26 protein-coding genes are annotated in these 25,476 nt (G+C 70.5%); 18 read left to right on the top strand and 8 right to left on the bottom strand.

The window, feature by feature from the left end:
• Positions 1 to 8: 8 nt before the first annotated feature.
• Positions 9 to 833, bottom strand: coding sequence for an SDR family NAD(P)-dependent oxidoreductase (locus tag D3273_RS22575; RefSeq protein ID WP_129229155.1), 825 nt, complete (start codon positions 831 to 833; stop codon positions 9 to 11).
• Complete coding sequence (locus D3273_RS22570; RefSeq protein WP_129229154.1) at positions 830 to 1,861, bottom strand: phosphotransferase family protein; 1,032 nt, start codon at positions 1,859 to 1,861, stop codon at positions 830 to 832. The genes D3273_RS22575 and D3273_RS22570 overlap by 4 nt, the downstream gene beginning before the upstream one ends.
• 299 nt (positions 1,862 to 2,160) lie before the next feature.
• Between D3273_RS22570 and D3273_RS22565 the strand changes: the two genes are divergently transcribed.
• The 7 genes from D3273_RS22565 (at position 2,161) to D3273_RS22535 (ending at position 11,173) form a co-directional block, all read left to right on the top strand.
• A complete protein-coding gene (locus tag D3273_RS22565) occupies positions 2,161 to 3,390 on the top strand; it encodes a TetR/AcrR family transcriptional regulator (protein ID WP_129229153.1) in 1,230 nt (409 codons plus the stop codon).
• A 247-nt stretch (positions 3,391 to 3,637) separates the two neighbouring features.
• The gene (locus D3273_RS22560; protein ID WP_165359617.1) at positions 3,638 to 4,660 is read left to right on the top strand and encodes a SphA family protein; all 1,023 of its coding nucleotides are present in this window, start codon (positions 3,638 to 3,640) and stop codon (positions 4,658 to 4,660) included.
• 324 nt (positions 4,661 to 4,984) lie between these two features.
• Positions 4,985 to 6,124 carry a thiolase family protein gene (locus D3273_RS22555; RefSeq protein WP_129229151.1) on the top strand — a complete coding sequence of 380 codons (1,140 nt, stop codon included), beginning with the start codon at positions 4,985 to 4,987 and terminating at the stop codon, positions 6,122 to 6,124.
• Positions 6,124 to 8,442, top strand: coding sequence for a 3-hydroxyacyl-CoA dehydrogenase/enoyl-CoA hydratase family protein (locus tag D3273_RS22550; protein WP_129229150.1), 2,319 nt, complete (start codon positions 6,124 to 6,126; stop codon positions 8,440 to 8,442). The genes D3273_RS22555 and D3273_RS22550 overlap by 1 nt, the downstream gene beginning before the upstream one ends.
• A 58-nt stretch (positions 8,443 to 8,500) precedes the next feature.
• Positions 8,501 to 10,291 carry an acyl-CoA dehydrogenase C-terminal domain-containing protein gene (locus tag D3273_RS22545; protein ID WP_129229149.1) on the top strand — a complete coding sequence of 597 codons (1,791 nt, stop codon included), beginning with the start codon at positions 8,501 to 8,503 and terminating at the stop codon, positions 10,289 to 10,291.
• Positions 10,288 to 10,776 (top strand): PaaI family thioesterase, encoded by a 489-nt coding sequence (locus D3273_RS22540; protein ID WP_129229148.1) that lies wholly within the window; start codon positions 10,288 to 10,290, stop codon positions 10,774 to 10,776. The genes D3273_RS22545 and D3273_RS22540 overlap by 4 nt, the downstream gene beginning before the upstream one ends.
• A complete protein-coding gene (locus D3273_RS22535) occupies positions 10,766 to 11,173 on the top strand; it encodes a MerR family transcriptional regulator (RefSeq protein WP_129229147.1) in 408 nt (135 codons plus the stop codon). The genes D3273_RS22540 and D3273_RS22535 overlap by 11 nt, the downstream gene beginning before the upstream one ends.
• Here D3273_RS22535 and D3273_RS22530 read toward each other — a convergent pair.
• The 5 genes from D3273_RS22530 to D3273_RS22510 all read right to left on the bottom strand — a co-directional run bounded on the left by D3273_RS22530 (position 11,140) and on the right by D3273_RS22510 (position 16,328).
• Complete coding sequence (locus D3273_RS22530) at positions 11,140 to 12,153, bottom strand: alpha/beta fold hydrolase (protein ID WP_129229146.1); 1,014 nt, start codon at positions 12,151 to 12,153, stop codon at positions 11,140 to 11,142. The genes D3273_RS22535 and D3273_RS22530 overlap by 34 nt on opposite strands.
• Positions 12,154 to 12,164: 11 nt before the next feature.
• Positions 12,165 to 13,118, bottom strand: coding sequence for an NAD(P)H-dependent flavin oxidoreductase (locus D3273_RS22525; RefSeq protein WP_129229145.1), 954 nt, complete (start codon positions 13,116 to 13,118; stop codon positions 12,165 to 12,167).
• A 1-nt stretch (position 13,119) separates the two neighbouring features.
• On the bottom strand, positions 13,120 to 13,875 hold the full coding sequence (locus tag D3273_RS22520; RefSeq protein WP_129229144.1) for an enoyl-CoA hydratase-related protein: 756 nt from the start codon (positions 13,873 to 13,875) through the stop codon (positions 13,120 to 13,122).
• A gap of 123 nt (positions 13,876 to 13,998) precedes the next feature.
• Positions 13,999 to 14,823 (bottom strand): SDR family NAD(P)-dependent oxidoreductase, encoded by an 825-nt coding sequence (locus D3273_RS22515; RefSeq protein WP_129229143.1) that lies wholly within the window; start codon positions 14,821 to 14,823, stop codon positions 13,999 to 14,001.
• A gap of 17 nt (positions 14,824 to 14,840) precedes the next feature.
• Complete coding sequence (locus D3273_RS22510) at positions 14,841 to 16,328, bottom strand: flavin-containing monooxygenase (RefSeq protein ID WP_129229142.1); 1,488 nt, start codon at positions 16,326 to 16,328, stop codon at positions 14,841 to 14,843.
• Positions 16,329 to 16,401: 73 nt separating this feature from the next.
• Between D3273_RS22510 and D3273_RS22505 the strand changes: the two genes are divergently transcribed.
• On the top strand, positions 16,402 to 17,016 hold the full coding sequence (locus D3273_RS22505; RefSeq protein ID WP_129229141.1) for a TetR/AcrR family transcriptional regulator: 615 nt from the start codon (positions 16,402 to 16,404) through the stop codon (positions 17,014 to 17,016).
• Between the two features lie 41 nt (positions 17,017 to 17,057).
• Here the strand turns inward: D3273_RS22505 and D3273_RS22500 are convergent, their stop codons facing one another.
• The gene (locus tag D3273_RS22500) at positions 17,058 to 18,461 is read right to left on the bottom strand and encodes a YifB family Mg chelatase-like AAA ATPase (RefSeq protein ID WP_245501339.1); all 1,404 of its coding nucleotides are present in this window, start codon (positions 18,459 to 18,461) and stop codon (positions 17,058 to 17,060) included.
• Between D3273_RS22500 and D3273_RS22495 the strand changes: the two genes are divergently transcribed.
• The 10 genes from D3273_RS22495 to D3273_RS22450 all read left to right on the top strand — a co-directional run bounded on the left by D3273_RS22495 (position 18,432) and on the right by D3273_RS22450 (position 25,033).
• Positions 18,432 to 19,760: a tyrosine-type recombinase/integrase gene (locus D3273_RS22495; protein ID WP_129229140.1), complete on the top strand. Its 1,329-nt coding sequence runs from the start codon at positions 18,432 to 18,434 to the stop codon at positions 19,758 to 19,760. The two genes, D3273_RS22500 and D3273_RS22495, sit on opposite strands and share 30 nt — an antisense overlap.
• Complete coding sequence (locus tag D3273_RS22490) at positions 19,757 to 20,389, top strand: hypothetical protein (RefSeq protein WP_129229139.1); 633 nt, start codon at positions 19,757 to 19,759, stop codon at positions 20,387 to 20,389. Before D3273_RS22495 ends, D3273_RS22490 begins: the two co-directional genes overlap by 4 nt.
• Before the next feature lie 85 nt (positions 20,390 to 20,474).
• A complete protein-coding gene (locus tag D3273_RS22485; protein ID WP_129229138.1) occupies positions 20,475 to 20,717 on the top strand; it encodes a hypothetical protein in 243 nt (80 codons plus the stop codon).
• A 282-nt stretch (positions 20,718 to 20,999) separates the two neighbouring features.
• Positions 21,000 to 21,194, top strand: coding sequence for a hypothetical protein (locus D3273_RS22480; RefSeq protein ID WP_165359616.1), 195 nt, complete (start codon positions 21,000 to 21,002; stop codon positions 21,192 to 21,194).
• A complete protein-coding gene (locus D3273_RS22475) occupies positions 21,191 to 21,439 on the top strand; it encodes a hypothetical protein (protein ID WP_129229136.1) in 249 nt (82 codons plus the stop codon). The genes D3273_RS22480 and D3273_RS22475 overlap by 4 nt, the downstream gene beginning before the upstream one ends.
• A 50-nt stretch (positions 21,440 to 21,489) precedes the next feature.
• Positions 21,490 to 21,873, top strand: coding sequence for a hypothetical protein (locus D3273_RS22470; RefSeq protein WP_129229135.1), 384 nt, complete (start codon positions 21,490 to 21,492; stop codon positions 21,871 to 21,873).
• A complete protein-coding gene (locus tag D3273_RS22465; RefSeq protein WP_129229134.1) occupies positions 21,870 to 22,445 on the top strand; it encodes a hypothetical protein in 576 nt (191 codons plus the stop codon). The genes D3273_RS22470 and D3273_RS22465 overlap by 4 nt, the downstream gene beginning before the upstream one ends.
• Positions 22,442 to 23,701 carry a virulence-associated E family protein gene (locus tag D3273_RS22460; RefSeq protein ID WP_129229133.1) on the top strand — a complete coding sequence of 420 codons (1,260 nt, stop codon included), beginning with the start codon at positions 22,442 to 22,444 and terminating at the stop codon, positions 23,699 to 23,701. The genes D3273_RS22465 and D3273_RS22460 overlap by 4 nt, the downstream gene beginning before the upstream one ends.
• 347 nt (positions 23,702 to 24,048) lie before the next feature.
• Positions 24,049 to 24,696: a recombinase family protein gene (locus D3273_RS22455; protein ID WP_129229132.1), complete on the top strand. Its 648-nt coding sequence runs from the start codon at positions 24,049 to 24,051 to the stop codon at positions 24,694 to 24,696.
• A gap of 142 nt (positions 24,697 to 24,838) precedes the next feature.
• Positions 24,839 to 25,033, top strand: coding sequence for a hypothetical protein (locus tag D3273_RS22450; protein WP_129229131.1), 195 nt, complete (start codon positions 24,839 to 24,841; stop codon positions 25,031 to 25,033).
• Positions 25,034 to 25,476: the final 443 nt, after the last annotated feature.

The raw sequence follows: 25,476 nt of genomic DNA, 5'->3' as shown, positions 1-25,476 counted from the left end.
GCATCCTCTCACATCGTGGTCTGGCCGGGCTCGCGCGGCCGGCCGAAGGGGTGTTGGGCCGACAGGCCGCCGTCGACCGCCAAGGCCTGGCCGGTGACGTAGCTGGCCTCGTCGGAAGCCAGGAACAGGACCGCGCGGGCGATCTCGTCGGGCAGGCCGGGCCGCCGCAGCGCCGACAGGGACCCGAGCTTGTGTTCCTTGCCGCGCTCGCGCGCGCCGTCGAAGACGAAGCGGGTCATGCCGGTCTCGACGAGGCCGGGACACACGGCGTTGACCCGCACGCCCGTGCCGGCGAGCTGCTGCGCCGCCACCTGAACGAGGCTGACGACGCCCGCCTTGGAAGCCGAATACGCGGGTCCCCCCGCCCCGGCGCGCAGCCCCGCCACCGAGGCCGTGCACACGACCGCGCCCCTGCCCCGCGCCGCCATGCGCGGCCCCGCGTGCTTCAGCGCCAGGAAGGGCCCGAGCAGGTTGACCCGCAGCACCGCCGCGAAATCCTCGGCGGTCTGGTCGAACAGCCCCGCCATGCCGCCGCTGATCCCCGCATTGGCGAACACGGCGTCGAGCGCGCCGAACTTCGCCTCGGCCGCCTCGACGGCCCCGCGCACATCCGGCTCGGAAGCGGCATCCGCCACCACCGCCTCGGCGTCGCCCCCGCGCGCCAGGATCGCATCCGCGGTCGCCGCTACGCCGGCGTCCCGGTCGAGCGCCATGACGCGGGCGCCTTCGGCGGCGAACAGCAGCGCGGCGGCGCGGCCGATGCCCGACGCCGCGCCGGTGACGAGCACGCCGCGCCCCTCGAACCGCCGCGGGGCGGAGCCCGCCGCGCTCAAGCCGGCGCCCCGGCCCGGCGCGCCTGGTCCCAGGCGGCGGCGGCGAGCGGCCCGACGCGGGCCGCCGAAGCTTCGGCGGCGGCGCTCGACGCGTTGCCGAGCGCCATGCGCTTCTTCACGCCCTGCAGGATGCCGACGAGGCGGAACAGGTTGAAGGCGAAGTACCAGGGCAGGTCCGGCACGGCGTCGCGCCCCGTGGCGGCACAATACAGGTCCACCGCCGCGTCGAGCGTCGGCACGCCCGACCCGGCGAGGTCGAGCCCGCCGAGGCCCGACCGGCCGTCCGCCGGAAGGGCCCAGTTCATGGCGAAGTAGGTGAAGTCGGCCAAGGGATCGCCGACCGTCGACAGTTCCCAGTCCAGCACCGCGCGGACGGCGCCGCCTTCGGGCGCGAAGACGACGTTGTCGATGCGGTAGTCGCCGTGGATCAGCGACGAGCGGGTCTGCTCCGGGACGGTGCGGGGCAGCCAGTCGATCAGGCGCTCGACGGCCGGGATGTCGTCCGTCTGGGCGGCCCGGTATTGTTTCGTCCAGCGGTCGATCTGGCGGCCGAAGTAGTTGCCCGGCCGGCCATAGTCGGCGAGCCCGAGCGCCGCGGGTTCGAGCCCGTGCAGGCGCGCCAAGGTGCCGATCGCGCCCTCGTAGACGGCGCTCCGCTCCTCCGGCGCGAGGTCGGGCAGCGTGCCGTCCCAGAAGATGCGGCCGTCCACGAGCTCCATGGCGTAGAAGGGGGAGCCGATCACGCCGGCGTCGGAACACAGCGCGACCGGCCGCGGCACCGGGAAGCCCGTCGGATGCAGGGCCGCGATGAGGCGGAACTCGCGCTCGATCGCGTGGGCTGAAGGCAGCAGCGGGCCGAAGGGCTTGCGCCGCAGCACCACCTGGCCGCCCGCGCCGACGACGCGGTAGGTCGGATTGGACTGGCCGCCCGGGAACTTCGCGATGTCGACGGGCGCGCCGAACTCCGGCACGTGGCTCGCCAGCCAGGCCGACAGCGCTGCGGCGTCGAGGTCGTGGGCGGGCGTCACGCCGCGACCCGGCGCTGTTGATCGCGGCGCGCCGGGCGCCCATCATGGACTCTCGTGCGGGATCGGGCGGGCTGGATGCACCAGGGCGGCGAAACGGAAACGACGGGGAGCGCCGGGCGCTCGGCGAAGCCGGCCCGGCCGGGGCATACCGTCCCTTCGACGCCGACGCGCGCCGATCGCCGATCGCCGCCCTCGCTGCGCGCTGCAATCACCTCAGAGCCTCCCCGCCCCCTCGTTGGATTTCAGGCTAGCGCGCGCCGTACCGGATCGTCAAACGGCGCACTCGGGAGCCGGACGCGTTGATCGGGGGCGCCGCGCCGTCGGGCGCAGACCGCAAACCGATCCAAACCAAGCGTTTCCTCGCCAAGCGCGAGTCGATCGTCGATGCCGCCTCGGCGCTGATCAACGCCAAGGGCGTGCGCGGCCTGTCGCTCGCCGAGGTCGGCGACAACCTCGCGCTGAGCTCGACCAGCATCACCTATTATTTCAAGCGGAAGGACGACCTCGCGGCGGCCTGTTTCGAGCGCGCCCTCGACGTCCTCGCCGCCCAGGTCGAGGCCGCGGGGCGGGAAGCGACCCCGCGGGCCCGGGTGAGCCGCCTCGTGGCGCTGAACGTCGCGGCGCTCGACGGCGGGGACGCGCGCAGCATCGTGCGGCTCAGCGACCTGCGCGCCACCGAGGACCCGATGCGGGGCGTGCTGATCGCGCGGTTCGTGGACACGTTTCGCCGCGCCCGGGCCTTCTTCGGCGCGGGCGGCGACGCGGAAGCGAGCCTCGCGCGCACCATGCGCACGCATGTCCTGCTCGACGCGCTGTTCACGCTTCCGGGCTGGATCGGGCGCTACGAGGAAGCCGAGCATCCCCGCGTCGAAGCGCGGTTGCTGGAAGTGCTGTCGCGCGGCGTGGCGCCGCCGGAAGCCCGGTGGGACCCGTCGCCCCTGGCCGTGTCGCCCGCGCTCGGCGGCCCCGGCCAGGAGCGCTTCCTCGACGTCGCGACGCGCCTCATCAACACCCTCGGCTACCGCGGCGCCTCGGTCGACCGCATCTCCGCCGAGCTCAACGTGACGAAGGGGAGCTTCTACCACCACCTCGACGCCAAGGATAACCTCGTCCTCGAATGTTTCCGCCGCAGCCTCGCGGCCGTGTCCGACGCGCAGGACGCCGCTGCCGCGGTGCCGGGGGACAGGCTGCTCCAGCTCACGTCCGCGCTGGCCGTGCTGCTGGAGGTGCAGCTGTCCGACCGCATGCCGCTGCTGCGCACGACGGCCCTGCTGGCCCTGCCGGAAGACCTGCGCGCCCCGGTGGTGGACCGTGCGGACCGCATCGCGCTGCGCTTCGCCGGCACGGTGATCGACGGCATCACCGACGAATCGCTGGCCCGGGTCGACCCCGTCATCGCCGGACGGGTGCTGTTGTCCTCGCTCAACGCCGCTTCCGAGCTGCGCGAGCGGGCCGCGCGCGTGCCGCTCGCCCGGGCGGTGGCACTCTACGGCGACGTGCTGCTCCACGGCGTGCTGCCCGCCGCCTGAGCGCCCGGCGACGACGACCTGTTGCACTTCCGTCATAGGTGCCGGAAAGCTGACGGCGGCCGTGAACAGGTGTTTGACACCCTGCGGGCACGTACTTAGCCTTCGAAAACAGGACGCGACGGGGTTTTCCGGTCGGCAGGACGCACATACCGAAACGCAGATTCGGCTGACATGCGGCGGCTTCCATCGGACCGGTGCGGCGACCATGACGAGGCGGCGCCACGACCGCCCGGTGCCGGAGGAACACATGAAATCGATCCATCACGCTCTGCTGGCCGCCACGGCGCTGCTGACCCTCGCGAGCGCCGCACGGGCCACGGAAAACGGCGCGACCCACGTCGACCTCGGCTATTTCGGCATCCTCGGCGGGTTCGGGACGCCGCCCGGCGAGCCGTTCCTGTCGCTGGACGTCAACCAGGTCGTGTCCAGCCGGTTCAACGACCGCAACGGCAACCCCATCAAGGTCAACCTCGGGGCGCTGGGCCAGTATCCGGTGAAGTTCCTGGGCAACACGACCGCCGAAATCATCAACGGCGCCTACACGTTCCCCACCCTGGTCCCCTTCCTCAACGCCCACGTGGGCGTGGCCGCCTACGCGGTCTTCGCCGCCGCCCGCGCCGAAGCCCAGGACGCCATCTTCGGGCGCGTGTCCGGCAGCGGCGAAACCATCGGCGGCGTGGGCGACACCACCGTCATCCCGTTCTTCCTGCAGTGGGACCTGCCCACCGCCTACACCCACGTCCTGCTGTCGCCGGTGGAGTTCACCGCGCCCACGGGCCAGTACAACAGGAACGACCCGATCGGCGCCAACGTCGGGCTGAACTACTTCAGCTACCGCCCCGCCATCGTCACCACCTACCTGAACCCGCAGGGCCTCGAACTCGACCTCAACGTCAACGGCTCGTTCAACGGGACCAATTCCGCGACGCACTACCAGTCGGGCGATGAGTTCTCGACCACCTTTTCGGCGATCCAGCATTTCTCGCCGCGCTACGGGGTCGGTTTCCAGGGCTACTATTACAAGCAGTTCACCGGGGACAAGCTGAACGGCGTCGAGGTGAACACCGTGCGGCCGGTCAGCGCCTTCACGCCCTTCGACCCCACCAACCAGGGCCCCGGCAACAAGGGTCAGGTTTTCGCCATCGGGCCCGCCTTCACCTACAACTACACGCCGACGGTCGGGGCCAACTTCCGCTTCCAACACGAGGTGTTCTCGGACAACCGCCGCCAGGGCGAGGTGCTCTGGGGCAAGATCTTCGCCGCCTTCTGAGGCGCGAACCGGGCGGGGCGCCGGCCCCCCGCCCGCGCGACGGCCGACGCGGGCGGTCGGGCATCCCGGCCGACGGCGGAAGCGCGCCGCCGCCCGTGCGGCGTGACCGGAAGGGGGAGCGCCGACAGGTCGGGCGGGCCTGTCGCCGGATCGGCTCGGGCGACGCCCGCCACCGCGTCGGGGAGCCAGTGGACGACCGCCGTTTCCGCCCTTGCGCCGCCGCGCGGCGCCGGCTACTCCTGCCCGCGGTTGACGTATAGGGCAACCAATGACCTCATAGGTCAAGCGACCCCAGAGGTCGGGCAAGAGGGAGGACCCGGGTCCATGTCAGGCGCCGTCATCGCGGGCTATGCCCGCTCGCCGTTCCAGCCGGCCGGCAAGGGCAGCCTCGCCCGCGTCCGCCCCGACGACCTCGCCGCCCAGGTGGTCCGCGCCCTGGTGGAGCGCAGCGGCATCGACCCGGACGACATCGAGGACCTGTTCCTCGGCTGCGCCTTTCCCGAAGGCGAGCAGGGGCTGAACGCCGCGCGCCTCGTCGGGCTGCTGGCCGGCCTGCCCCTCGGCGTCGGCGGCGCCACGGTCAACCGCTTCTGCGGCTCCTCCATGCAGTCGGTCCACATGGCGGCCGGGGCGATCGCGCTCGGCGCCGGGGACGCGTTCATCTGCGCCGGCGTGGAAAGCATGAGCCGCGTCCCGATGGGCGGCTTCAACCCCATGCCGAACCCGAAGCTCGCCGAGGATCGCCCGGGCGCCTACATGAACATGGGCGAGACGGCCGAGAACGTCGCCCGCCAATACCAGATCACCCGCGCCGACCAGGAAGCCTTCGCGACGGCGAGCCAGCGCAAGGCCGCGGCGGCCCGCGCCGAGGGGCGTTTCGCCGGCGAGATCGTGCCGATCGTCACCAAGGCCGGCACTGTGGACCAGGACGGCTGCATCCGCCCGGACACCAGCCCGGAAGGGCTGGCCGGCCTGAAGCCCGCCTTCGACCAGGCCGGCACGGTGACGGCCGGCACGTCGTCGCCGCTCACCGACGGCGCTTCCGCCGTTCTGGTCTGTTCGGACGCCTACGCCGAGCGGCACGGCCTCGCCGTGCTGGCGCGCATCCGCTCGGTGGGCATCTCGGGTTGCAGGCCGGAAACCATGGGCCTCGGGCCCATCGGCGCCAGCCGCAAGGCCCTGGCGCGGGCCGGCGGCGTGGAAGCGTCGCAGATCGACGTGGTGGAACTGAACGAGGCCTTCGCGTCCCAGGCCATCGCCTGCGCCAAGGACCTCGGGCTGAAAGACGACGCGATCAACCGCGACGGCGGCGCCATCGCGCTCGGGCATCCGCTCGGCGCCACCGGTGCCCGCATCGTCGGCAAGGCGGCGGAGATCCTCCACCGCGACGGCGGTCGCTACGCCCTCGCCACCCAGTGCATCGGCGGCGGCCAGGGCATCGCCACCCTGCTGGAGCGCGCGTGATGGTCGCCCCGATCCGCCGCGTCTGCGTCATCGGCGCCGGCGTGATGGGCGCCGGCATCGCCGCCCAGGTCGCCAACGCCGGCGTCCCGGTGCTGCTGCTCGACATCGTGCCGGCAGGCGCGGCCGACCGCAACGCGCTGGCGTCCGCCGCGGTCGCGCGCATGCTGAAGACCGACCCGGCGCCCTTCATGTCGCCCGACGCGGCGAAGCTCGTCGAGGTCGGCAACACCGAGGACGACCTCGGGCGCGCCGCCGACTGCGACTGGATCGTCGAGGCCGTGATCGAGCGGCTCGACCTGAAGCAGGTGCTCTACCGCCGCCTCGCCGAGCTGCACCGGCCCGGCACGGCCGTGAGCTCGAACACCTCGACCATCCCGCTGCAGTCCCTGCTCGGCGGCCTGCCGGACGCCTTCGCCCGCGACTTCCTCATCACGCATTTCTTCAACCCGCCCCGCTACATGCGGCTGCTGGAAGTCGTGCCCGGCCCGACGACGGATCCCGCGCTCGTGGAGCGCGTGTCGTCCTTCTGCGACCACGTGCTCGGCAAGAGCATCGTGCGCTGCAAGGACACGCCCGGCTTCATCGCCAACCGCATCGGCACGTTCTGGATGCAGCGCGGCGTCAACGCCGCGATGGACGGCGGCTTGACCGTGGACGAGGCGGACGCCGTGATGGGCCGGCCGTTCGGCATCCCCAAGACCGGCGTCTTCGGCCTGCTCGACCTCGTCGGGCTCGACCTGATGCCGCATATCGACGCCAGCATGAAGGCGCTGCTGTCGGCCGAGGACGCCTTCGTGGTGAACCACCGCGACAACCCGATGCTGACCCGGATGATCGGCGAGGGCTACACGGGCCGGAAGGGCAAGGGCGGCTTCTACCGCATCAACCGCGAACGCGGGAAGGTGCGCGAATCCATCGGCCTCGTCACCGGCGTCTACGAGCCTTCGGTCGGGGCGAAGCTGCCCGAAGCGGCGTCGAAGGACATGCGGGCGCTGGTGGCCTCCGACGACAAGTACGGGCGCTATGCCTGGGCGGTGATGGGCGATGTGCTGGGCTATGCGGCGAGCCTCGTGCCGGCCATCTCGGACGACATCGCCGGCATCGACGCCGCCATGCGGCTCGGCTTCAACTGGAAGCAGGGCCCCTTCGAGATCCTCGACCGGCTCGGCCCCGCCGCGGTGGCGGCCCGGCTGGCGACGGACGGCAAGCCGGTGCCGGAGCTGCTGCGCGCCGTGGGCGACCGCTCCTTCTACCGCGCGGAAGGCGGCGAGGTGCAGTTCTTCGGCACGGACGGCGCCTATCACACGCTGGAGCGGCCCGAAGGCGTGCTGCGGCTGGACGACGTCAAGCGGCGGTCCCAGCCGCTGCTCAAGAACGGTTCCGCGGCGCTGTGGGACGTCGGCGACGGCGTCGCCTGCTTCGAGATCGCGACCAAGATGAACAGCTTCGACGAGGGGGTCCTCAAGCTGCTCGACAAGTCCGTGTCGCTGGTGCGCGACGGCTTCAAGGCGATGGTGCTCTACACCGACGCCACCAACTTTTCGGCCGGCGCCAACCTCGGCCAGGCGCTGTTCGCCTGCAACATCGCGGCCTGGGGCGAGGTGGAGAAGTCGATCGCGGCGGGGCAGCGCAGCTTCAAGGGGCTGAAATACGCGCCCTTCCCGGTCGTCGGGGCGCCGGCCGGCCTGGCGCTCGGCGGCGGCTGCGAGATCCTGCTCCATTGCGACGCCATCCAGGCGCATGCCGAAACCTACACCGGGCTCGTTGAATGCGGCGTCGGGCTGCTGCCCGGCTGGGGCGGCTGCGGCGAGATGATCCAACGCTGGGCGAGCGCGCCGAAGATGCCGCGCGGGCCCATGCCGGCCGTCGCCAAGGTGTTCGAAGCCGTGTCGACCGCCAAGGTGTCGAAGTCGGCCGCCGAAGCCCGGGCCATGCGGGTGCTGCGCGAAGGCGACGGCATCACCTTCAACCGCGACCGGCTCCTGTTCGACGCCAAGGCGAGGGCATTGTCGCTGGTCGACGGTTACGCGCCGCCGCCCAAGCCGGAGTTCCGGTTGCCCGGCGCGGCGGGCCGGGCCGGCATGACCATGGCGGCCCAGGGCTTCCGCGCCCAGGGGCTCGCCACCGACCACGACATGGTCGTGGCGGGCCGGCTCGCCACCGTGCTCAGCGGCGGCGACGCCGACCCGGTCGACGCGGTGAGCGAGGACGACATGCTGAAGCTGGAGCGCCGGGAGTTCCTGGCGCTGATCAAGACCGCGCCGACGCTGGAGCGCATCGAGCACACGCTGACCACCGGCAAGCCGCTCCGGAACTGACGCCGCGACGCCCGTCGCCGGCCGGGCCGGCGGGCGGCCCCATCCCGAGGATCATCCCATGCAGGTCTACCAGGCTCCGCTGCGCGACATGCGCTTCGTGCTGCACGAGCTCCACGGCCTGGGGCGCATCACGGCGCTCCCGGCCTATGCGGAGGCGACCGAGGACGTCGTCGACGGCGTGCTCGACGAAGCGGCCCGCATGGCGCAGGAGGTGGTCCTGCCGCTCAACGCGTCGGGCGACCTCGAGGGCTGCCGGCTGGAGAACGGCGTCGTCCGCACCCCCAAGGGCTTCCGCGAAGCCTACGACACGTTCCGCCAGGCGGGCTGGCCTTCGCTCGCCGGCGACGTCGCGTTCGGCGGCCAGGGCCTGCCGGAATGCGTCAACAAGCTGGTCGAGGAGATGATCTGCGCGGCGAACCTGTCGTTCAGCCTGTACCCCGGCCTGACACACGGCGCCGTCAAGGCGCTGGAGTCGCACGGCTCGGACGAGCTCAAGGCGGCCTTCCTGCAGAAGATGACCGAGGGCACCTGGGCCGGCGCCATGGCGCTGACCGAAGCCCATTGCGGCACCGACCTCGGCCTGATGCGCACCAAGGCGGTGCCGGACGGTGCCGGCGCGTACCGCATCTCGGGCTCCAAGATCTTCATCTCGGCCGGCGAGCACGACCTCACCGAGAACATCGTGCACCTCGTCCTCGCCCGCCTGCCCGACGCGCCTCCCGGCATCAAGGGCATCAGCATGTTCCTGGTGCCGAAGCTGCTGCCGACCGAGGACGGACGCCCGGGCGCGCGCAACGGGGTGATCTGCACCGGCCTCGAACACAAGATGGGCCTCAAGGCCTCGGCGACCTGCCAGATCACCTACGAGGACGCGAAGGGCTGGCTCGTCGGCGCGCCCCACAAGGGCATGCAGGCCATGTTCACCATGATGAACGAGGAGCGGCTCGGCGTCGGCATCCAGGGGCTCGGCGTCGCCTCGGTGGCCTACCAGTCGGCGGCAGCCTACGCCAAGGAGCGCGTCCAGGGCCGGTCGCTGTCCGGCACCAAGCGCCCCGACCTCCCCGCGGACCCGATCATCGTGCACCCCGACGTCCGGCGCATGCTGATGACCATGCGGGTCAACGCGGAAGCGTGCCGCGCCGTGGGCATCTGGGTCGCCCAGGCCGTCGACCTGTCGAAACACGCCGCGACCCCGGCCGAGCGCCGGAGCGCCGAGGACTTCACGGCGCTGATGACGCCGGTGGTGAAGGCCCTGTTCACCGACCTCGGCTACGAGATGGCGAGCCTCGGCGTGCAGGTCTACGGCGGCCACGGCTACATCCAGGACCATGGGGTGGAGCAGTTCGTCCGCGACGCCCGGATCGCCATGCTCTACGAGGGCACCAACGGCATCCAGGCATTGGACCTCGTGGGCCGCAAGATGCCCGCCGGCATGGGCCGCCTGCTTCGCCCCTTCTTCCATCCCATCGCCGACTACATCGAGGCCAAGAAGGGCGATGCCGCCATCGGCCCGCTCGTTCTGGCGCTGGAGCGCGCCTTCGGCATGCTGCAGCTCGCCACCGGGCAGATCGCCGCGGCCGGGATGAAGGACCCCGAGGAGGCGGGCGCCGCCGCCACCGACTACCTGCGCCTGATGGGCCTCGTCGCGATGAGCTACATGCTGACGCGCTCGGCCGAGATCGCCGCCGCCAAGGTGGCGGCGCGGGAAGACGGGGACGGCTTCTACGCCGCCAAGCTCGCGGGAGCGCGCTTCTTCACCGACCGCGTGCTGCCGCAATCGGCCGCGCTCTACCTGGCCATCAAGTCCGGCAAGGCGTCCACCATGGCCATGGCCGAGGCGGATTTTTGAGCGCTGGCGACGGTCGGCCGCCGAACGGCTTCCGCGCCCTTCCGGTCACGGCGGAGCGGGCCGGGGGCTACAACCCGATCGCGTTCCACGCGCGACGCATCGACGGCGCGCTGGCATTGGGGTTCCGGGTGGGCGCCGGGCACCTCAACCCCGGCGGGCGCTGCCACGGCGGCGTGTTGGCGGGGTTCTGCGACATGCAGCTCGCCTTCGCGATCATGCACGACACGCAGGAGCTCCACACCACCATCCTGCCGACCATGAACCTGAGCCTCGATTTCCTCGCGGCGGTGCTGCCGGGCGCCTGGGTGCAGGGGATCGGCGGGACCGTGTCGGTCACCCGCAACGTCGCCGTGGCGCAATGCATCGTCACCGCCGACGGGGCGCCGGCCGTGCGCTGTTCGGGCACCTTCAAGGTCGGGGGCGCCCGGGTGACGTCGGGCGACACGGGCGCGTGGCTCAGGGCCTGCCTCGACCATGGCGACTGAAGGCCCGACGATCGCGGCCGCCGAGCGGCTGCTCACCGTGACGGAGCTGGCGGGCGAGCTCGGCGTGACGCCGCGCGCCATCCGGTTCTACGAGGACAAGGGGCTGATCGACCCCGCCCGGGTCGGCGCCACGCGGGTCTACACGCCGCGCGAACGCGCGCGGATGCTGCTGATCCTGCGCGGCAAGCGGCTCGGCTTCAGCCTGGCCGAGATCAAGGAGTTCCTGGACCTCTACGCCGTCGACCCGCGCCACCTGGAACAGAAGCGCGCGCTGCTCGCCGGCGTCCGCAAGCGCGTCGGCGAGCTGGAAGACATGCGCGTGTCGCTGGAGCGAACGCTGGACGAGCTGCGCGCCATCGCGGTTCAGGTCGAGGGCGAGATCGCCGGCGAGGGTTGAGCGGGAGCCCGGTCGTCGGCGCCCCGTCCCGCCCTGCACCGCTCCGCCGCCCCCGCGATCCACGCCGCCACCCGCTCGGGCTGCGTGTAGGGCATCATGTGGCCGCCCTCGATCGTTTCGAACCGCGCGCCGCGGATCGCCGCGGCCGCTTCGGCCCCCTGGTGCGCCGGGTCCAGGATCGCATCGCCGGCGCCGAACAGGATCTCGACCGGCATGTCGATCTCGCCGAACCGGCCCGCCACGTCGATCGCGGCGTCGTTGGCCCCGACGAGGTCGGCCGAGGTGGCCTGGAAGTTCGCCGGCCTAAGCCCCAGCGCCCCGCCGCCCGCGACCGGGAAGTCGCGCGGCACAGGCTCGGGCGCGAAGACGAGCGCCGCCGTGCGGTCCGGCGCCAGCTGGGCCAGCGGCACCACCGCCGTCCAGGCGATCAGGGCGCGCGTCAGCGGCGACCGCACGGCCAGAAGCGCGAAGGCCGAGGGCACGTCGGTCAGCGGCCGGGTGAAGGGCGCCAGCAGGGCCAAGCCGCCGACCGAGCCGGGATGGTTCAGCGCCAGCACCAGCGCGAGGGCGCCTCCCAGGGAGTGGCCCACCACGACGGGCCGGTCGAGGCCCATCCGGTCGATCAGCGACGCGAGGCTGCGCGCCTGTTCGGCGAGGCTCGGCTGGCCGGTGCCGGCGGCGGTCGAGTAGCCCGACCCCGGCCGGTCGACCAGCACGACGCGGTGACGCTCGGCCAGCGGGCCGAGGAGGCGGCTGAAGTTGCGGAGCTGGCCGCCGAGCCCGTGGACCAGCAGCAGCGCCGGCCCCTGCCCACGCTCCACGACGTGGAGGCGGGCGCCGTCGACCTCGACGATGTCGCCGTCGCGCGGCACCATGCGCTCGAAGCGCCGCGCCGCTGCGGCGGCGTAGAAGGCCAGCCCACCGCCCGCCACCATCGCGGTCCCGACAGCGGCCAGCGCCGCCCGCGTCCCCTTGCCCATGCCGGCCCCCTTCACTGCACCGCGGCCCGCGCCGCCTCGTATTCGTCGATCAGCCGCGCCACCAGGACACCGGCCGGGACGATGTCGCGCACGGCGCCGATCCCCTGCCCCGACCCCCAGATGTCGCGCCACGCCTTGGCGGAGCGGTCCGAGCCGAAGTCCATGCTGGACGGGTCCGAGCGCGGCAACGCGTCGGGATCGAGCCCGGCCTCCAGAATCGATTGGCGCAGGTAGTTGCCGTGCACGCCCGTGAACAGGTCCGTGTAGACGATGTCCCCGGCCGAGCCCGCCACCAGACCCCGCTTGTAACCGTCGGACGCGTTGGCTTCCGCCGTGGCGATGAAGGCCGAGCCGATATAGGCGAGGTCGGCGCCGAGCACCCGCGCCGCCAGAACGGCACGCCCCGTGGCGATCGAGCCCGACAGGGCGATCGGCCCGTCGAACCAGGACCGCGTTTCCTGAACCAGCGCGAAGGGGGACTGCGTTCCGGCGTGGCCGCCGGCCCCCGCCGCCACCAGGATCAGCCCGTCGGCGCCCTTCTCGACCGCCTTGCGGGCGAAGCGCTGGTCGACCACGTCGTGGAACACCAGGCCGCCGTAGGAATGCACGGCCTCGTTCACCTCCGGCCGCGCGCCGAGCGAGGTGATGACGATCGGCACGCGGTGGCGCACGCAGGTCTCGACGTCGGCCATCAGCCGGTCGTTGGACCTGTGGACGATCTGGTTGACCGCGAAGGGCGCCGCCGGGCTGTCCGGATGCGCGGCGTCGTGGGCCGCCAAGGCGTCCGCGATGCGGTGGAGCCAGTCGTCCAGCATCGGTTGGGGGCGGGCGTTGAGCGCGGGAAACGAGCCGACGACGCCGGCCCGGCATTGTGCCACCACGAGGTCGGGATTCGACACGATGAACAGCGGGGACGCGATCGCGGGCAGCCGCAGCCGGCCCTGGAGCGAGGCGGGCAGCGCCATGTCAGCGTCCCCCCGCGCGGCGCGCGAAGAAGCTGTCGAAGGCCGCCTTGGCTTCGGCCGACCTCAGCCGCTCGGCGAAGACGGCCCCCTCGGCGGCGAGGCGGTCGGCCACCGGCTCGGGCGCGCGGCGCAGCAGCCGCTTCGATTGCCGCATGGCGTCCGGCGGCTTGCCGGCGAGGCGCCGCGCCAGCCCGAGCGCGGTGGCGTGCAGGTCGTCCGGCGCGACCACGCTGTGGATCAGGCCGTATCCCTGCAGGGTCGGGGCATCGACGCTGTCGCCGAGCAGCAGCAGCGCCGCCGCCCTCTGGTGCCCGACGAGGCGCGGCAGCAGCAGGGAGGAGGCCGCCTCCGGCACGAGGCCGAGGTCGATGAACGGCATCTGGAAGCGGGCCGTCGTGCTCGCCACCACGAGGTCGCAGTGGAGCAGCATCGTGGTGCCGATGCCGATGGCGATGCCGTCGACCGCCGCCACGACCGGCAGCTCGGCCTCGCTCAGCGCCCCGAGGAAGCTCGACACCGGCGTGTCGTGCCAGTCGGGCCGCTCGCGCTGGAAGTCCGCGAGATCGTTGCCGGCCGTGAAGGCACCGCCTTCGGCGTCGATCAGCAGCGCCCGCACGGTGCCGTCGCGCCCGGCCGAGCCGATGGCGTCGGCGAGGGCGGCGTACATGGCGGCATCGATGGCGTTCTTCTTCTCGGGGCGCGCCAGCGTGATGCGCCCCACCCCCTCGGACACGGCGTAGCGGATGTGCTCGGACATGGCGCTCCCCTTCGAAGCCCGTCGTGGCGCGGGCGCGGCCGCGAGGTTAGGCCGCCCCGCGCGCCGTCTCAATGACCATGCGCCCCCCCGGGGGCTCTCGCGCTCGGTTCGGGCGCGCTCGGTTCAGGCGCGTTTGGCGACGGCGGCCAGCACGCGGCCGTAGGACACGGGGAGCAGCCGCTCCAGCAGCGACACGAACTTCGCGTCCGACCCGACGATCACGCGCGGCTTCCGCCGAACGACCGCCTCAGCGATGGCCGCGGCGGCGCGCTCGGGGGGCAGACGCAGGAGCTTTTCGAACCGCTTGACGCTGTCGGCCAGCTGTTCCGGGGAAGCGCCGGCCGGCGCGCGGGCGTTGCGCGCTATGGCGGTCGCGACCCCGCCGGGATGCACCGTCGTGACGCCCACGGTCGTCCCGTCGAGCTCCAGCCGCAGCGCCTGGCTGAAGCCGCGCACCGCGAACTTGCTGGCCGCGTAGGCGGTCTGGCCCGGGGGAGCGACGAAGCCGTAGAGGCTCGACACGTTGACGAGCCGCGCGTCGTCGCTGCGCTTCAGGGCGGGCAGGAAGGCGCGCGTCATGCGCACCACGGCGAAGAAGTTGATGTCGAACAGCCAGTCGAAGTCGCGCTCGCTCACCTGTTCGAAGGTGCCCCCGAGCGCCACGCCGGCGTTGTTGACCACGAGGTCCACGCCCCCGTGCTCGGCCAGAACGGCCTCGGGCAGCGCCGCGATGGCGGCGGCGTCGACGAGGTCGACGACGTGGCGGCTCGCCCGCACGCCGCGGCGGGACGCTTCGGCGGCGACGGCGTCGAGCCCCGCGGCGTCGCGGTCGGCGAGGGCGAGGTGGCAGCCCCGCCCCGCCAGATCCAGCGCCAGGGCGCGGCCGATGCCGCTCGCCGCCCCGGTGATCACGGCCGTGCGGCCGCGCAGCTCCATCGGTTTCGCCACGGTGTCGTCCTCCCTCGTCAGGCTGCGCGGCGGGCGGCGGCGGGCCGGGGCGCGAAGCGCATGACGCCGTCGTCCACGCGGCCGAAGCGCATCGCCGCCATGTCGGAGATGTAGTTCTGGTGGACCCGCCAGGGCCGGGCGGCGCCCTGCTTGGGCAGGAGGCCGGCGGCGCGCTTCACGTAGCCGGAGGTGAGGTCGAGCGCCGGCCCCGCGTCGCCGCCCTCCACCCCGCGCTCGGGAACGCAGATCGCCTGCCCGCGCCGGTCCATATGGGCGAGCAGCCGGCACACGTAGGCGGCCGTCAGCTCGCATTTCAGCGTCCAGGACGCGTTGGTGTAGCCGAGCGCCAGGGCGAAGTTCGGCACGCCCGAGAACATCATGCCCTTGTAGGACAGGCATCGGCCGAAATCGACCGCCGCGCCGTCCACCTCCACCGCCATGCCGCCCATCAGCTTCACGTTCAGCCCCGTGGCGGTGACGACCACGTCGGCGGCCAGTTCCTCGCCGGACGACAGGCGAATGCCGCCCGGCGTGAAGCGCTCGATCGTGTCGGTGACGACCGAAGCCTTGCCGCTGCGGATCGCCCGGAACAGGTCGCCGTCGGGCACGAGGCACAGGCGCTGGTCCCACGGCTTGTAGGTCGGGGTGAAATGGCGGGCGACGTCGTAGTCGCGGCCGAGCTGCTTCTGGGCGAAGCCGATGATCGCCGCCGCGACGCGCTCGGGCTTGCGGCGCGCCAGCGTGTAGAAATAGATCGACTGCAGCACGTTCTTCCACCGCAGCACCGTGTCCGCCAGACGCGGCGGCAGGCGCTTCTGCACCTTGGCGGCGAAGGGGTCGCGGTTCGGGCGGGTGACGACATAGGTGGGCGAGCGCTGCAGCATCGTCACATGCGCGGCCGCGTCCGCCATGGCGGGCACCAGCGTCACCGCGGTCGCGCCGCTGCCGATGACGACCACCCGCTTGCCGGCATAGTCGAGGTCGGCGGGCCAGAACTGCGGGTGCACCACCTGCCCGGCGAAGTCCTCGGCGCCCGGCCAGTCGGGACGATGGCCCGACGCATAGTCGTAGTAGCCCGAGCACATGAACAGGAAGCCGCAGGTGAACCGCAGCGCTTCGCCGCCCCGCTCCACCTCGACGCTCCACAGCGCGTCCGCCGACGACCAGGCGGCGCGGGTCACGCGGTGGCCATAGCGGATGTGGCGGTCGAGCCCGAAGGCGCGGGCCGTGTCGGCGATGTAGGCGGCGATCGAGGCGCCGTCGGCCAGGGCCTTGTCGCCCCGCCAGGGGCGGAAGCCGTAGCCCAGCGTCTGCATGTCGGAATCGGACCGGACGCCCGGATACCGGAACAGGTCCCAGGTGCCGCCCATGCGATCGCGTCCCTCGAGGACGACGAGGCTCTTGCGGGGCAGCCGCGCCTGCAGGTGATAGGCGGCGGCGATCCCGGACAAGCCGGCGCCGACGACCAGCACGTCGACGTGTTCGCTCGAAACCCTGGCCGGCATGGATCCCTCCCCGCTTTTGACAACGATCGTTGTCAGAATTTGTCTCTCGCGCCCCATCGTGTCAAGGGGAAGCATGACGCGCGAACGGACCTCCAACCTTTACCAGGGCGTGCCGCTGGAGCAGCGCCGCGCCGCGCGCCGCGCCGCGCTGATCCGCGCCGCCGTGGCGGTCTACGGCGAACGCGGCTACCGGGCCGCCACGGTGAAATCGGTCTGCGCCGCGGCGGGCCTGACCGAGCGCTACTTCTACGAATCCTTCGCCAATTCCGAGGCGCTGCTCGTCGCCTCGTACGAGGCGGTGATCGACGCCATGCTGGGCGAGATGCGGGCCGCCGTCGTCGGGGCGCCGGCCGAGGCGCGCGCTCCCGCGGTGCTGCGCAGCTACTACGCCATGCTGCGGCGCGAGCCGGAAGCCGCCCGCGTCTTCCTGGTCGAGATCGCGGGGGTGAGCCCGGCGGTCGACCGCGTGTCGGGGGCGGCGCTGAAGGCCTTCGGGCTGCTGCTCGACGCGGCGGTCAACGGCGCGGACGCGTCGCCGGCCTCGCCGGCGCTGCTGCGCGCCGGCGTGACGGGCGGGGTGATCCACATCGCGCTGCGCTGGATCGCCGGCGGCCATGCGGAACCGTTCGACGCCGTGGTGGAGCAGGCGGTGCGGCTGTGCGGAACGCTGAAGCCCGCGGCGACCTGACGGAAGGCCGCCCGGCGCACCGGGGCGCGACGAGCCTCCGGTCACGCCATGGCCCGCGCCCTCCGGTCCGACTGGGGGCGGTAGGACAGCGCTTCCGCCAGCTGCGCGCGCCCGACGGCCTCGGCGCCGTCGAGGTCGGCCAGCGTGCGGGCGAGCTTCAGCACGCGGTGGAAGCCGCGCGCCGACAGGCGCATCTGGTCCGCCATGGCGCGCACGAAGGCCATCCCGCCGGCGTCGACGGCCGCCACAGCCTCGATGAGGTTGGCGGGGGCGGCCGCGTTGGTGGACACGTGGGGCAACCCGAGCGCAGCGTAGCGCGCCACCTGGCGCGCCCGCGCGCGGGCGACGCGCGCCGCCACCTCGGCGGAACCTTCGGCTGGCGGCGGCAGGATGAGGTCGGCCGCCGACACGGCCGGGACTTCGAGGTGCAGGTCGATGCGGTCGAGCAGCGGCCCCGACAGCCGCGCCTGGTACTGCGCCATGCAGCGCTCGTTCGGCTGCCGCTTGCAGGCGTAGCCCGGCTCGGTGGCGAGGCCGCAGCGGCACGGGTTCATGGCGGCGACGAGCTGGAAGCGCGCCGGATAGGTGACGCGGTGGTTGGCGCGCGCGATCGACACTTCGCCGGTTTCGAGCGGCTGGCGCAGCGAGTCGAGCACCGGGGTGGTGAACTCGGGCAGTTCGTCGAGGAACAGCACGCCGTTGTGGGCCAGCGACACTTCGCCCGGCCGCGCCCCGGTGCCGCCGCCGACGAGGGCGGGCATGGACGCCGAATGGTGCGGGGACCGGAACGGCCGGCGGTCCCTCAGGGCGCCGCCCGCCAGCGCGCCCGCCACCGAATGGATCATCGAAACGTCGAGCAGCTCGCGCGGCGTCATCGGCGGCAGGATCGAGGGCAGGCGCGCCGCCAGCATGGACTTGCCCGACCCCGGCGGCCCGGCGAACAGGAGGTTGTGGCCGCCCGCCGCCGCGATCTCCAGCGCCCACTTGGCGCTTTCCTGTCCCTTCACGTCGCGGAGGTCGGGCAGGTCGGCGCCGTGCGCCCGCACGGCGGGCTCGGGGCGCGCCATCAGCTGCGTGCCCTTGAAATGGTTGGCGAGCTGGATCAGCGACCGCGGCGCCAGCACGTCGAGGTCGCGGCTCGCCCAGGCGGCCTCCGGGCCGCAGGCCGCGGGGCAGATCAGCCCGTGGCCGGCCGCATTGGCCGCCACCGCGGCCGGCAGCACCCCCGACACGGCCGTGATGGAGCCGTCGAGCGCCAACTCCCCCAGCACCGTGAAGCCGCCGAGCGCGTCCGGCGGGATCGCCCCGATGGCCGCCATGACGCCGAGCGCGATGGGCAGGTCGTAGTGGCTGCCCTCCTTCGGGAGGACAACCGCTTTGATCCGTTTTGTTCGCCCTTGCGTGAGCTTGCTAAAATGCTGATTTCGCATCATTTTGTTTTGCACGGCTTCGATCCGGCTTGCGCCCTTTTGTGCTGTGCTGCTACCTTCCTGCTACCTAGAGGTTTGGACAGCGCCGAAATGGGAAAGCTAGGTAGCAGGGATCTCGCAAGCCTCGGACCCAACTCCGAAATTTGGGATGAGGGCAAGGGTGCTGTGCCGGGCTTCGGCGCCCGCCGGCAGCGTTCCGACGCGATCTCCTTCGTGCTGCTCTATCGCAATGCAGACGGCCGGTCGCGCAGGTTCACCATAGGCCGCTACGGCAAGATAACCCCCGACCAGGCACGCGTCGAGGCGAAGAAGCTGCAAGGCCGGATCGCGATCGGCGAGGACCCTGCCGAGGCCAAGCAGGAGCGCCGGAAGGCTGCAACGGTGGCCGAGCTGTGCGATGCCTACATGGCCGACTCCGGCGCCGGCCGGCTGCTCATCAAAGGGGGGCGTTCGAAGAAGGCCAGCACTATCGCGATCGACCGGACGCGGTTCGAGCGACACATCAAACCCCTCATCGGCGGCATGAAGGTCCGCGCTGTGACGCGCGAGGACTGCGACCGCCTCATGCACCGCATCGCCGAGGGCGAGTCCGCCGAGATCGCGAAGGCGTCGAAGAAGGCGCGTACGACGGGCGGCCCTGGCACGGCGACCCGCACGCTTAACATGCTCGGCGCCGTGTTCGAGTATGCCATCCGTAAGGGCCTGCGCGAAGACAACCCGTGCCGCGGCGTGGTGCGATTCGCCGAGGGTCGGCGCGAACGGAGGCTGTCGGACGCTGAGTTCGTACAGCTCGGCGCGCACCTGCGGGCGACAACCGACATGTGGCCCTCTGCCCTCGCCGCCGTCCGCTTCGTCGCGCTGACAGGTTGGCGGAAGAGCGAAGTGACCGGCCTACATTGGGGCGACCTGGACGCCGATCGGCGCATCGCCACCCTGCCCGACACCAAGACCGGCCGCAGCGTTCGCCCGCTTTCCGCTGCGGCTTGTGCGATCCTGTCCCCCCTGTCCCGCTCGGGCACGTATGTGTTCCCGGCAGTGCGCGGCGACACGCGCTTGACGAGTCTGGGCAACATGTTTGTGCGGCTCGTGGCCGACGCCGGCCTGCCGGCGGACGTCACGTTGCACGTGCTCCGGCACTCGTTCGCCAGCATCGCGGCCGACCTCGGATATAGCGAGAGTACCATCGCCAGCTTGCTCGGTCACAAGACAGGCACGATGACAGGCCGCTACATGCACATGAGCGACCCTGTCCTGCTCGCGGCGGCCGACACGGTGGCGGGGCGGATCGCGGCGCTGATGGAGGGTGAGACTTGAGCGACTTCGATCCGCTCATGTTCGAGCGATTGGCCGTGCTCCAGATGTCCGACGCGGAGTCAGCTGGCGACCTTCTAGACAGGCTGACAGCGTTAGTCGATTCGCTGTGCGCCGAGCTGCTCGCACAACCCGACCTCACGCCCATGCAAACTGCGGGCGTACAGCGAACAAGGGCGCGCGTCCCCTTAGCAATTCAGGCCTACAGGCGATGGGTCACCTTATTTGGCTGGTCAGAGGATCTAACACAGAACGCCCTATTCCTGCTCGCCACCATGGCCGACAACCTACTGTGCCTCGGCGCGCTCGCCATGCGCGATCCTAAGAGCGCCGAAATGGTCGAGAGCATCATCTCTGGTGGTCAGAAAGGCGGCCAGGAGAGCGGCGTCACCCGACAGGGCAAGGCTGCCGACGACGCGACCACGATCGGGATTGAAGCGGTGAAGGTGCGATCGATGCACCCCGATTGGTCACAAGACAAGGTCGCGACGGAGATCGCTGCCTTATGGAAGAACGACAAGGTGCCCGGTCACACGAAGATCAAGGGTGTCCTCTCTGAACTTGAGAAGTCGGGAAGGCTATCCCGCCGACGTGTAGGCAAGTTGGTCAACGAAGGGGGTTCGACTAGCTAGTCGAAGGGGGTTCGCGTTCTAGCGCAAACTCCCGCCATGCTTTGAATAGGCATCCAACGCACACGCCGTGCGTCGGAGTGCCTCCATGATCCCCGACAATCCTGAAACGATGCTGACCAGGGACGCCGTCGCGGTCGCCCTTACGGCGAGCGGCTATCCCGTCGCTGCCGCGACCTTGGCGACGCTCGTCTCCCGCGGCGGCGGCCCAATTTTCCGCAAGTTTGGCAGCCGCGCCCTCTATCGCTGGTCTGATGCGCTCTCGTGGGCGCAGGGCCGCCTCTCGAAACCCGTCCGTTCGTCCGCCGAGCTGGAGGCCGCGTTCTCCTGATGCTGAATACGAAAACCCCCACCGTGCGGGCAGCACGGCAGGGGCTCGAATCGTCAAATCGCTCGCCAGCTATCGACGCTTCGGACCCTACCTTCATCATCCTCGAAAATCAACGTCACAACTCGATCGCGTGGCTTGCGGCTCGCGCCAGGGTGGCGGTGCCAACAGCACGGCTTCATGCCGAGCTATTCGGAATCGGAGGAGCCAATGCGTAGCTCCTCTTCTCCTACCCTCGTCGCGCACGTGGGTTCGATCATCAAGGGTCGACGCGAGTCCATTGAGGTGGCGCTCCGCCGCTCAAATGACCGCACCGCGCTCGACCTCCGCATCTTCTCCATCCACGGCGAGGACCGCACGCCGACGCCCCGCGGCGTCTGTGTGCCCTTGGTCGACATCAGGTCCATGCGCCGCCTCCTCGCCCAGGCGGACGCGCAGGCCGTCGCGCTTGGGCTCTTGCCCGCGGGAGGTGCCGAGTGAGCACAACCATCACCCCATTCGAGCCTGGCGCCGCCCTGGCTCGCATCGCGGCCACGCCGACCGGCTGGCAGATCGACTGCCGTGGCCCCTACGGGGCCCGCCACTACGACTTCGTCAGCACTGGTGAGGCGGCCGAGTTCGCGATCATCCTCCGGGATAAGGGCAACTGGCCTCTGCGCTTCAGCCCGGGCGCTGAGACTGTGAAGGTGCTCGTCGAGGAGATCAGCGCGGAGGGCGAACCTTGAGCGCTCTCTCCCCCGAAACCATCGCCCGGGTGGCGAGGCTTATCCCAATGTTGTCGTCCGACAAGGCCGGCGAGGTCGTGGCGGCCGCCGCGGCGATCGAACGGACGCTGAAGGCGGCCGCCTGCGATTGGCATGACCTTGCCGATCACCTCGGCCGCGAGGTGCAGGCCGTGGTGTACATCGACATCATGGGTCGCAAGACGAAGCCGCCCTCGGACCTGCCACCTCTGTTCGAGACCCTGCGCCGATCCGCCCGGTTGGAATGGCTCGATCACGCTGTCGGGTCGGCCCTCCTCAACGATGCCGAGCGGGCGCTCTGCCTCACCCTGCGAGCGCAGATTTATAGTCAGCCCCACAAGACTATCCCGCCTCGTCACTGCGCCGCTGTCAGCGTGGCGCTCGGGAAGCTCTGGACCGCGGGGGTGCGAGCGTGAGCCTTTGCACTCCCTTCTCCGAGTGGAAGCGCTGCGCCACGCTTCGCCAGGCCGACATCGACGGGTACCTCTCCGCCGGCGTCGACATCATGTCGCTGGTCCAAAGCTACGACGGTTCCGGTTTGGCTGTTGCTCGCGACCGCATCGTGGCCCACCCCGACAGGCGCCGGTTCGAGTTCAGCCGCTTCAGCCGAGGCGCCTTCCTCGACGTCAGCGCCCACATCCTTGTGGCGCTCGACCGTGAAGGCGAGATCGCGGATCTCGTCGCCTTTCGCGGCGGTGAGAATGCCTTCGCCGGCTCGTGGCTTGGCAGGATCGGGCTACTCGGCGAAGAACAACTCGACCGCGCGCGCGACGAGCTGCGGGTCCACGCCGACGTGCTGAGCTGGCTGCGAGCCGGACGGCAGGGTGTCGTCGTCATCGATCCCGTCCGGGCGGCGCCCATGCTGCGCGACGCCGGCTCGATGGTGGTGGGGTCGTGGGAGGAGAAGCGCCGCTTGACAGATATGCTGAGCGTCAGGCTTCCGCCGATCGCGATCGAGGCACCTCTCAAGGTGAGGGCCGCTGGATGAGCGCTCCTCCTGACAAGGTCACCACTCTGGCCGACCGCCGTAAGGCGCGCGCCCGGCCGTCGGCCCCCTGGCTCAAGCAGGTACTCTGCGACGACAAAGGCCAGCCCCTGGCGAACCTCGCCAACGCCATGCTGGCTCTCCGTGTAGCTCCCGAGGTCACCAACAGCTTCGCTTACGACGAGATGATGGCGGCGCCGATCCTGATGGCGACGCTCCCAGCGGTCTCAGCTGACAGCGAGGACCCGATCGAGAAGCCGCGTCCCGTTCGGGACGTCGACGTCAGCCAGCTTCAGGAGTGGCTGCAGATTGCTGGACTGCCAAAATTGGGAAAGGACACCGTGCATCAAGCTGTTGATCTCCGAGCACAGGAGTGCGCCTTCCATCCAGTGCGCGACTACCTCGACGCGTTGAAGTGGGACGGCACGGCCAGGATCGACGGCTGGCTCGCCCGGTATCTCGGGTCGAAGCCAACGACCTACCACACTGGGATCGGCCGTCTGTTCCTCGTCGCCATGGTGGCGCGCATCTACGAACCCGGGTGCAAGGCCGACTATATGCCGATCTTCGAGGGGCAGCAGGGCGCCCGGAAGTCGACTGCCTGCGCCATTCTGGGAGGTGAGTGGTTCAGCGACAGCCTGCCCGACGTCACTGAAGGCAAGGATGTCGCGCAGCACCTCGTCGGCAAGTGGCTGATCGAGGTCGGCGAACTGTCGGCGCTGAGCCGGGCCGAGAGCGCCCACCTCAAGGCCTTCATCACTCGGCCGGTCGAGCGCTACCGACCGAGCTACGGCCGCAAGGAGGTCATCCAGCCCCGCCAGTGCGTGTTCATCGGGACGACGAACGCGACCGCGTATCTGAAGGACGAGACGGGCGGCCGGCGATTCTGGCCCGTGAAGGTCGGGCTAATCGACACCGACGCCCTCACGCGCGACCGAGACCAGCTCTTCGCCGAGGCCGTTGCCGCTTACCGTGATGGGGCACAATGGTGGCCCGACCAGGAATTCGAGCGCCGTCATATCGCCCCCGAGCAGGAAGCCCGCTTCGATACCGATGCGTGGGAGGAGACGATCCGCCCATGGTTGGCTGGCAAGGATCGAGTGATGGTCACCGCGGTTGCACGCGAATGTCTGGGGCTCGAGACACACAGGATCGGGACCGCAGATCAGCGCCGTATTACGGCTATCCTTGAGCGGATGGGTTGGAAATCGACCCGGGACTGGAAAGGCCGAGCCTATGTCCCCTCGCATGTCGCATGACGCATCATGACGCATTACCCCATATTGGCAGCATACGCGCGATAGAGAGCCTCTATGGAAAATGCGGCATGGTCCGTCATCTGCGACATGGTTGGAGCTAACGAGTGGGTGTGAAAAAGCGCTCGTACGCCCACACAGCCCCGCCCGAAAAAATCCAGCGGCATTGAGCGTCCGGCGACGGCGCCGCGCCTCAGCCGGAACATTCGGCCTCAACGATGTGAAAAAGTTCTGCGCTGGCCTCGTGCTGGTGCGGACGAAGCGTCGCGCGAACGGGCGGCCACCCCTTGACAGACCCATATCATTGCGACGAACGTATCATTGCTACAGCAAAGATACGGAAGCACGTCATGCGGGTTGTCGCTTACGTCCGAGTTTCAACCTCTGAGCAGGCTGCGAGCGGCGACAGCCTCGACACGCAACGGCGCCAGTGCGTCGGCTATGCCATGATGAAGGGGCTGGAAGTCGACGAGGTTTTCGTCGAGGCTGGGGTGTCTGGTTCTGTTCCGCTTGCCGAGCGGCCCGAGGGGGCGCGCATGCTGGCGAGCGTCGGCAAGGGTGACATGATCGTGACCCCCAAGCTGGACCGCATGTTCCGCAACGCGTCGGACGCCCTCGGCACGTTGGAGGAGGTCAAGGCGCAGGGCATCCAACTCCACATGCTCGATCTCGGGGGCGATGTCTGCGGCAACGGCATCTCCAAGCTCGTGTTTACGATCCTCTCGGCCGTGGCGGAGAACGAGCGGGACCGCATCCGCGAGCGTATCCGGGACGTAAAGCGCAACCTCAAGGCCAAAGGCATCTATGGCGGGGGCAAGCGGCCTTTCGGCTTCGACGTCGACCCCGATGGGCGCCTCGTAGAGAACGCCGCCGAGCAAGCCGCCTTGGCTGATATGCGGGCTCGCCGCGCTGCTGGGGAAAGCTTTGCCACCATCGGCGCGACGATCGGCAAGCCGGCTATGAGCGTCAAGCGGATGCTCGACCGCTTTGGGGCGTAGTGACATTCTGCACTGCCCGCGGCACGTGGGGTGCCGTTCAGGTGTCCCGCGTGCTGGAGCGGGTGAGTGTCGGATAGGCTTGACCCCGCCATCGGCCGGTGCCCATCTCATGCGATGCCAAGCGGCAAGCATGGGGACTGGAATGCTGAACACCGGCAAACTGAACGGCATCGTCTATGATCCGCCTGCTGCAGGATTTCCCTACGTCGCTGTGGTGTTCAAGCCTGATGGGGAGGTCCTTGTTGCGCGCGCTGTAGCGACACGGGAAGCAGGCGAGGCGATCATCGCGACGTCGCTTGCCGAGCTCAATCGCCGGCGAAGAGCAGGGGAAATCTAACGTGCCTACCGGGCCTAAGTGTCCGTCCGATAAGGGTACGAGCGGTTGCCATTCGGGACCGCCCTACGAGGAGTGTCGGGAGTCGATTTTCAACGTACCGTACCCTTATCGGACGGACACTAAGGGCGAAAAGCGCCCCGCCGACGTCACGTTCAATGTCGGCTAGACAGGAATCCCCGTGGCGCCGATTTGGCGCCTATCGTCGCGGACGTCCGTGCGGAGGGCGGCCACCAGCTTCGGCGCCATCGCGAAGGCCCTCACGGTTCGCGGCATCGAGACGGAGCGGGGCAAGGCGGAGTGGTCGCCGATGCAGGTCAGCCGATTGCTGGGGGCAATAGAGGCTGTTGCCGCGGGTTGAAATGCAATGGCTTAGTTCGATGAAGCCGTCCTCACGTTTCCAACGGACCAAGACGGGCAAGCATGGACTCCAAATGGTCCCGGAG

The sequence above is a fragment of the Lichenibacterium minor genome (assembly GCF_004137685.1).
Lineage (GTDB): Bacteria > Pseudomonadota > Alphaproteobacteria > Rhizobiales > Beijerinckiaceae > Lichenihabitans > Lichenihabitans minor.
The sequence above is the reverse complement of the archived record's forward strand: the minus strand, read 5'-3'. Positions and strand labels throughout refer to the sequence as shown.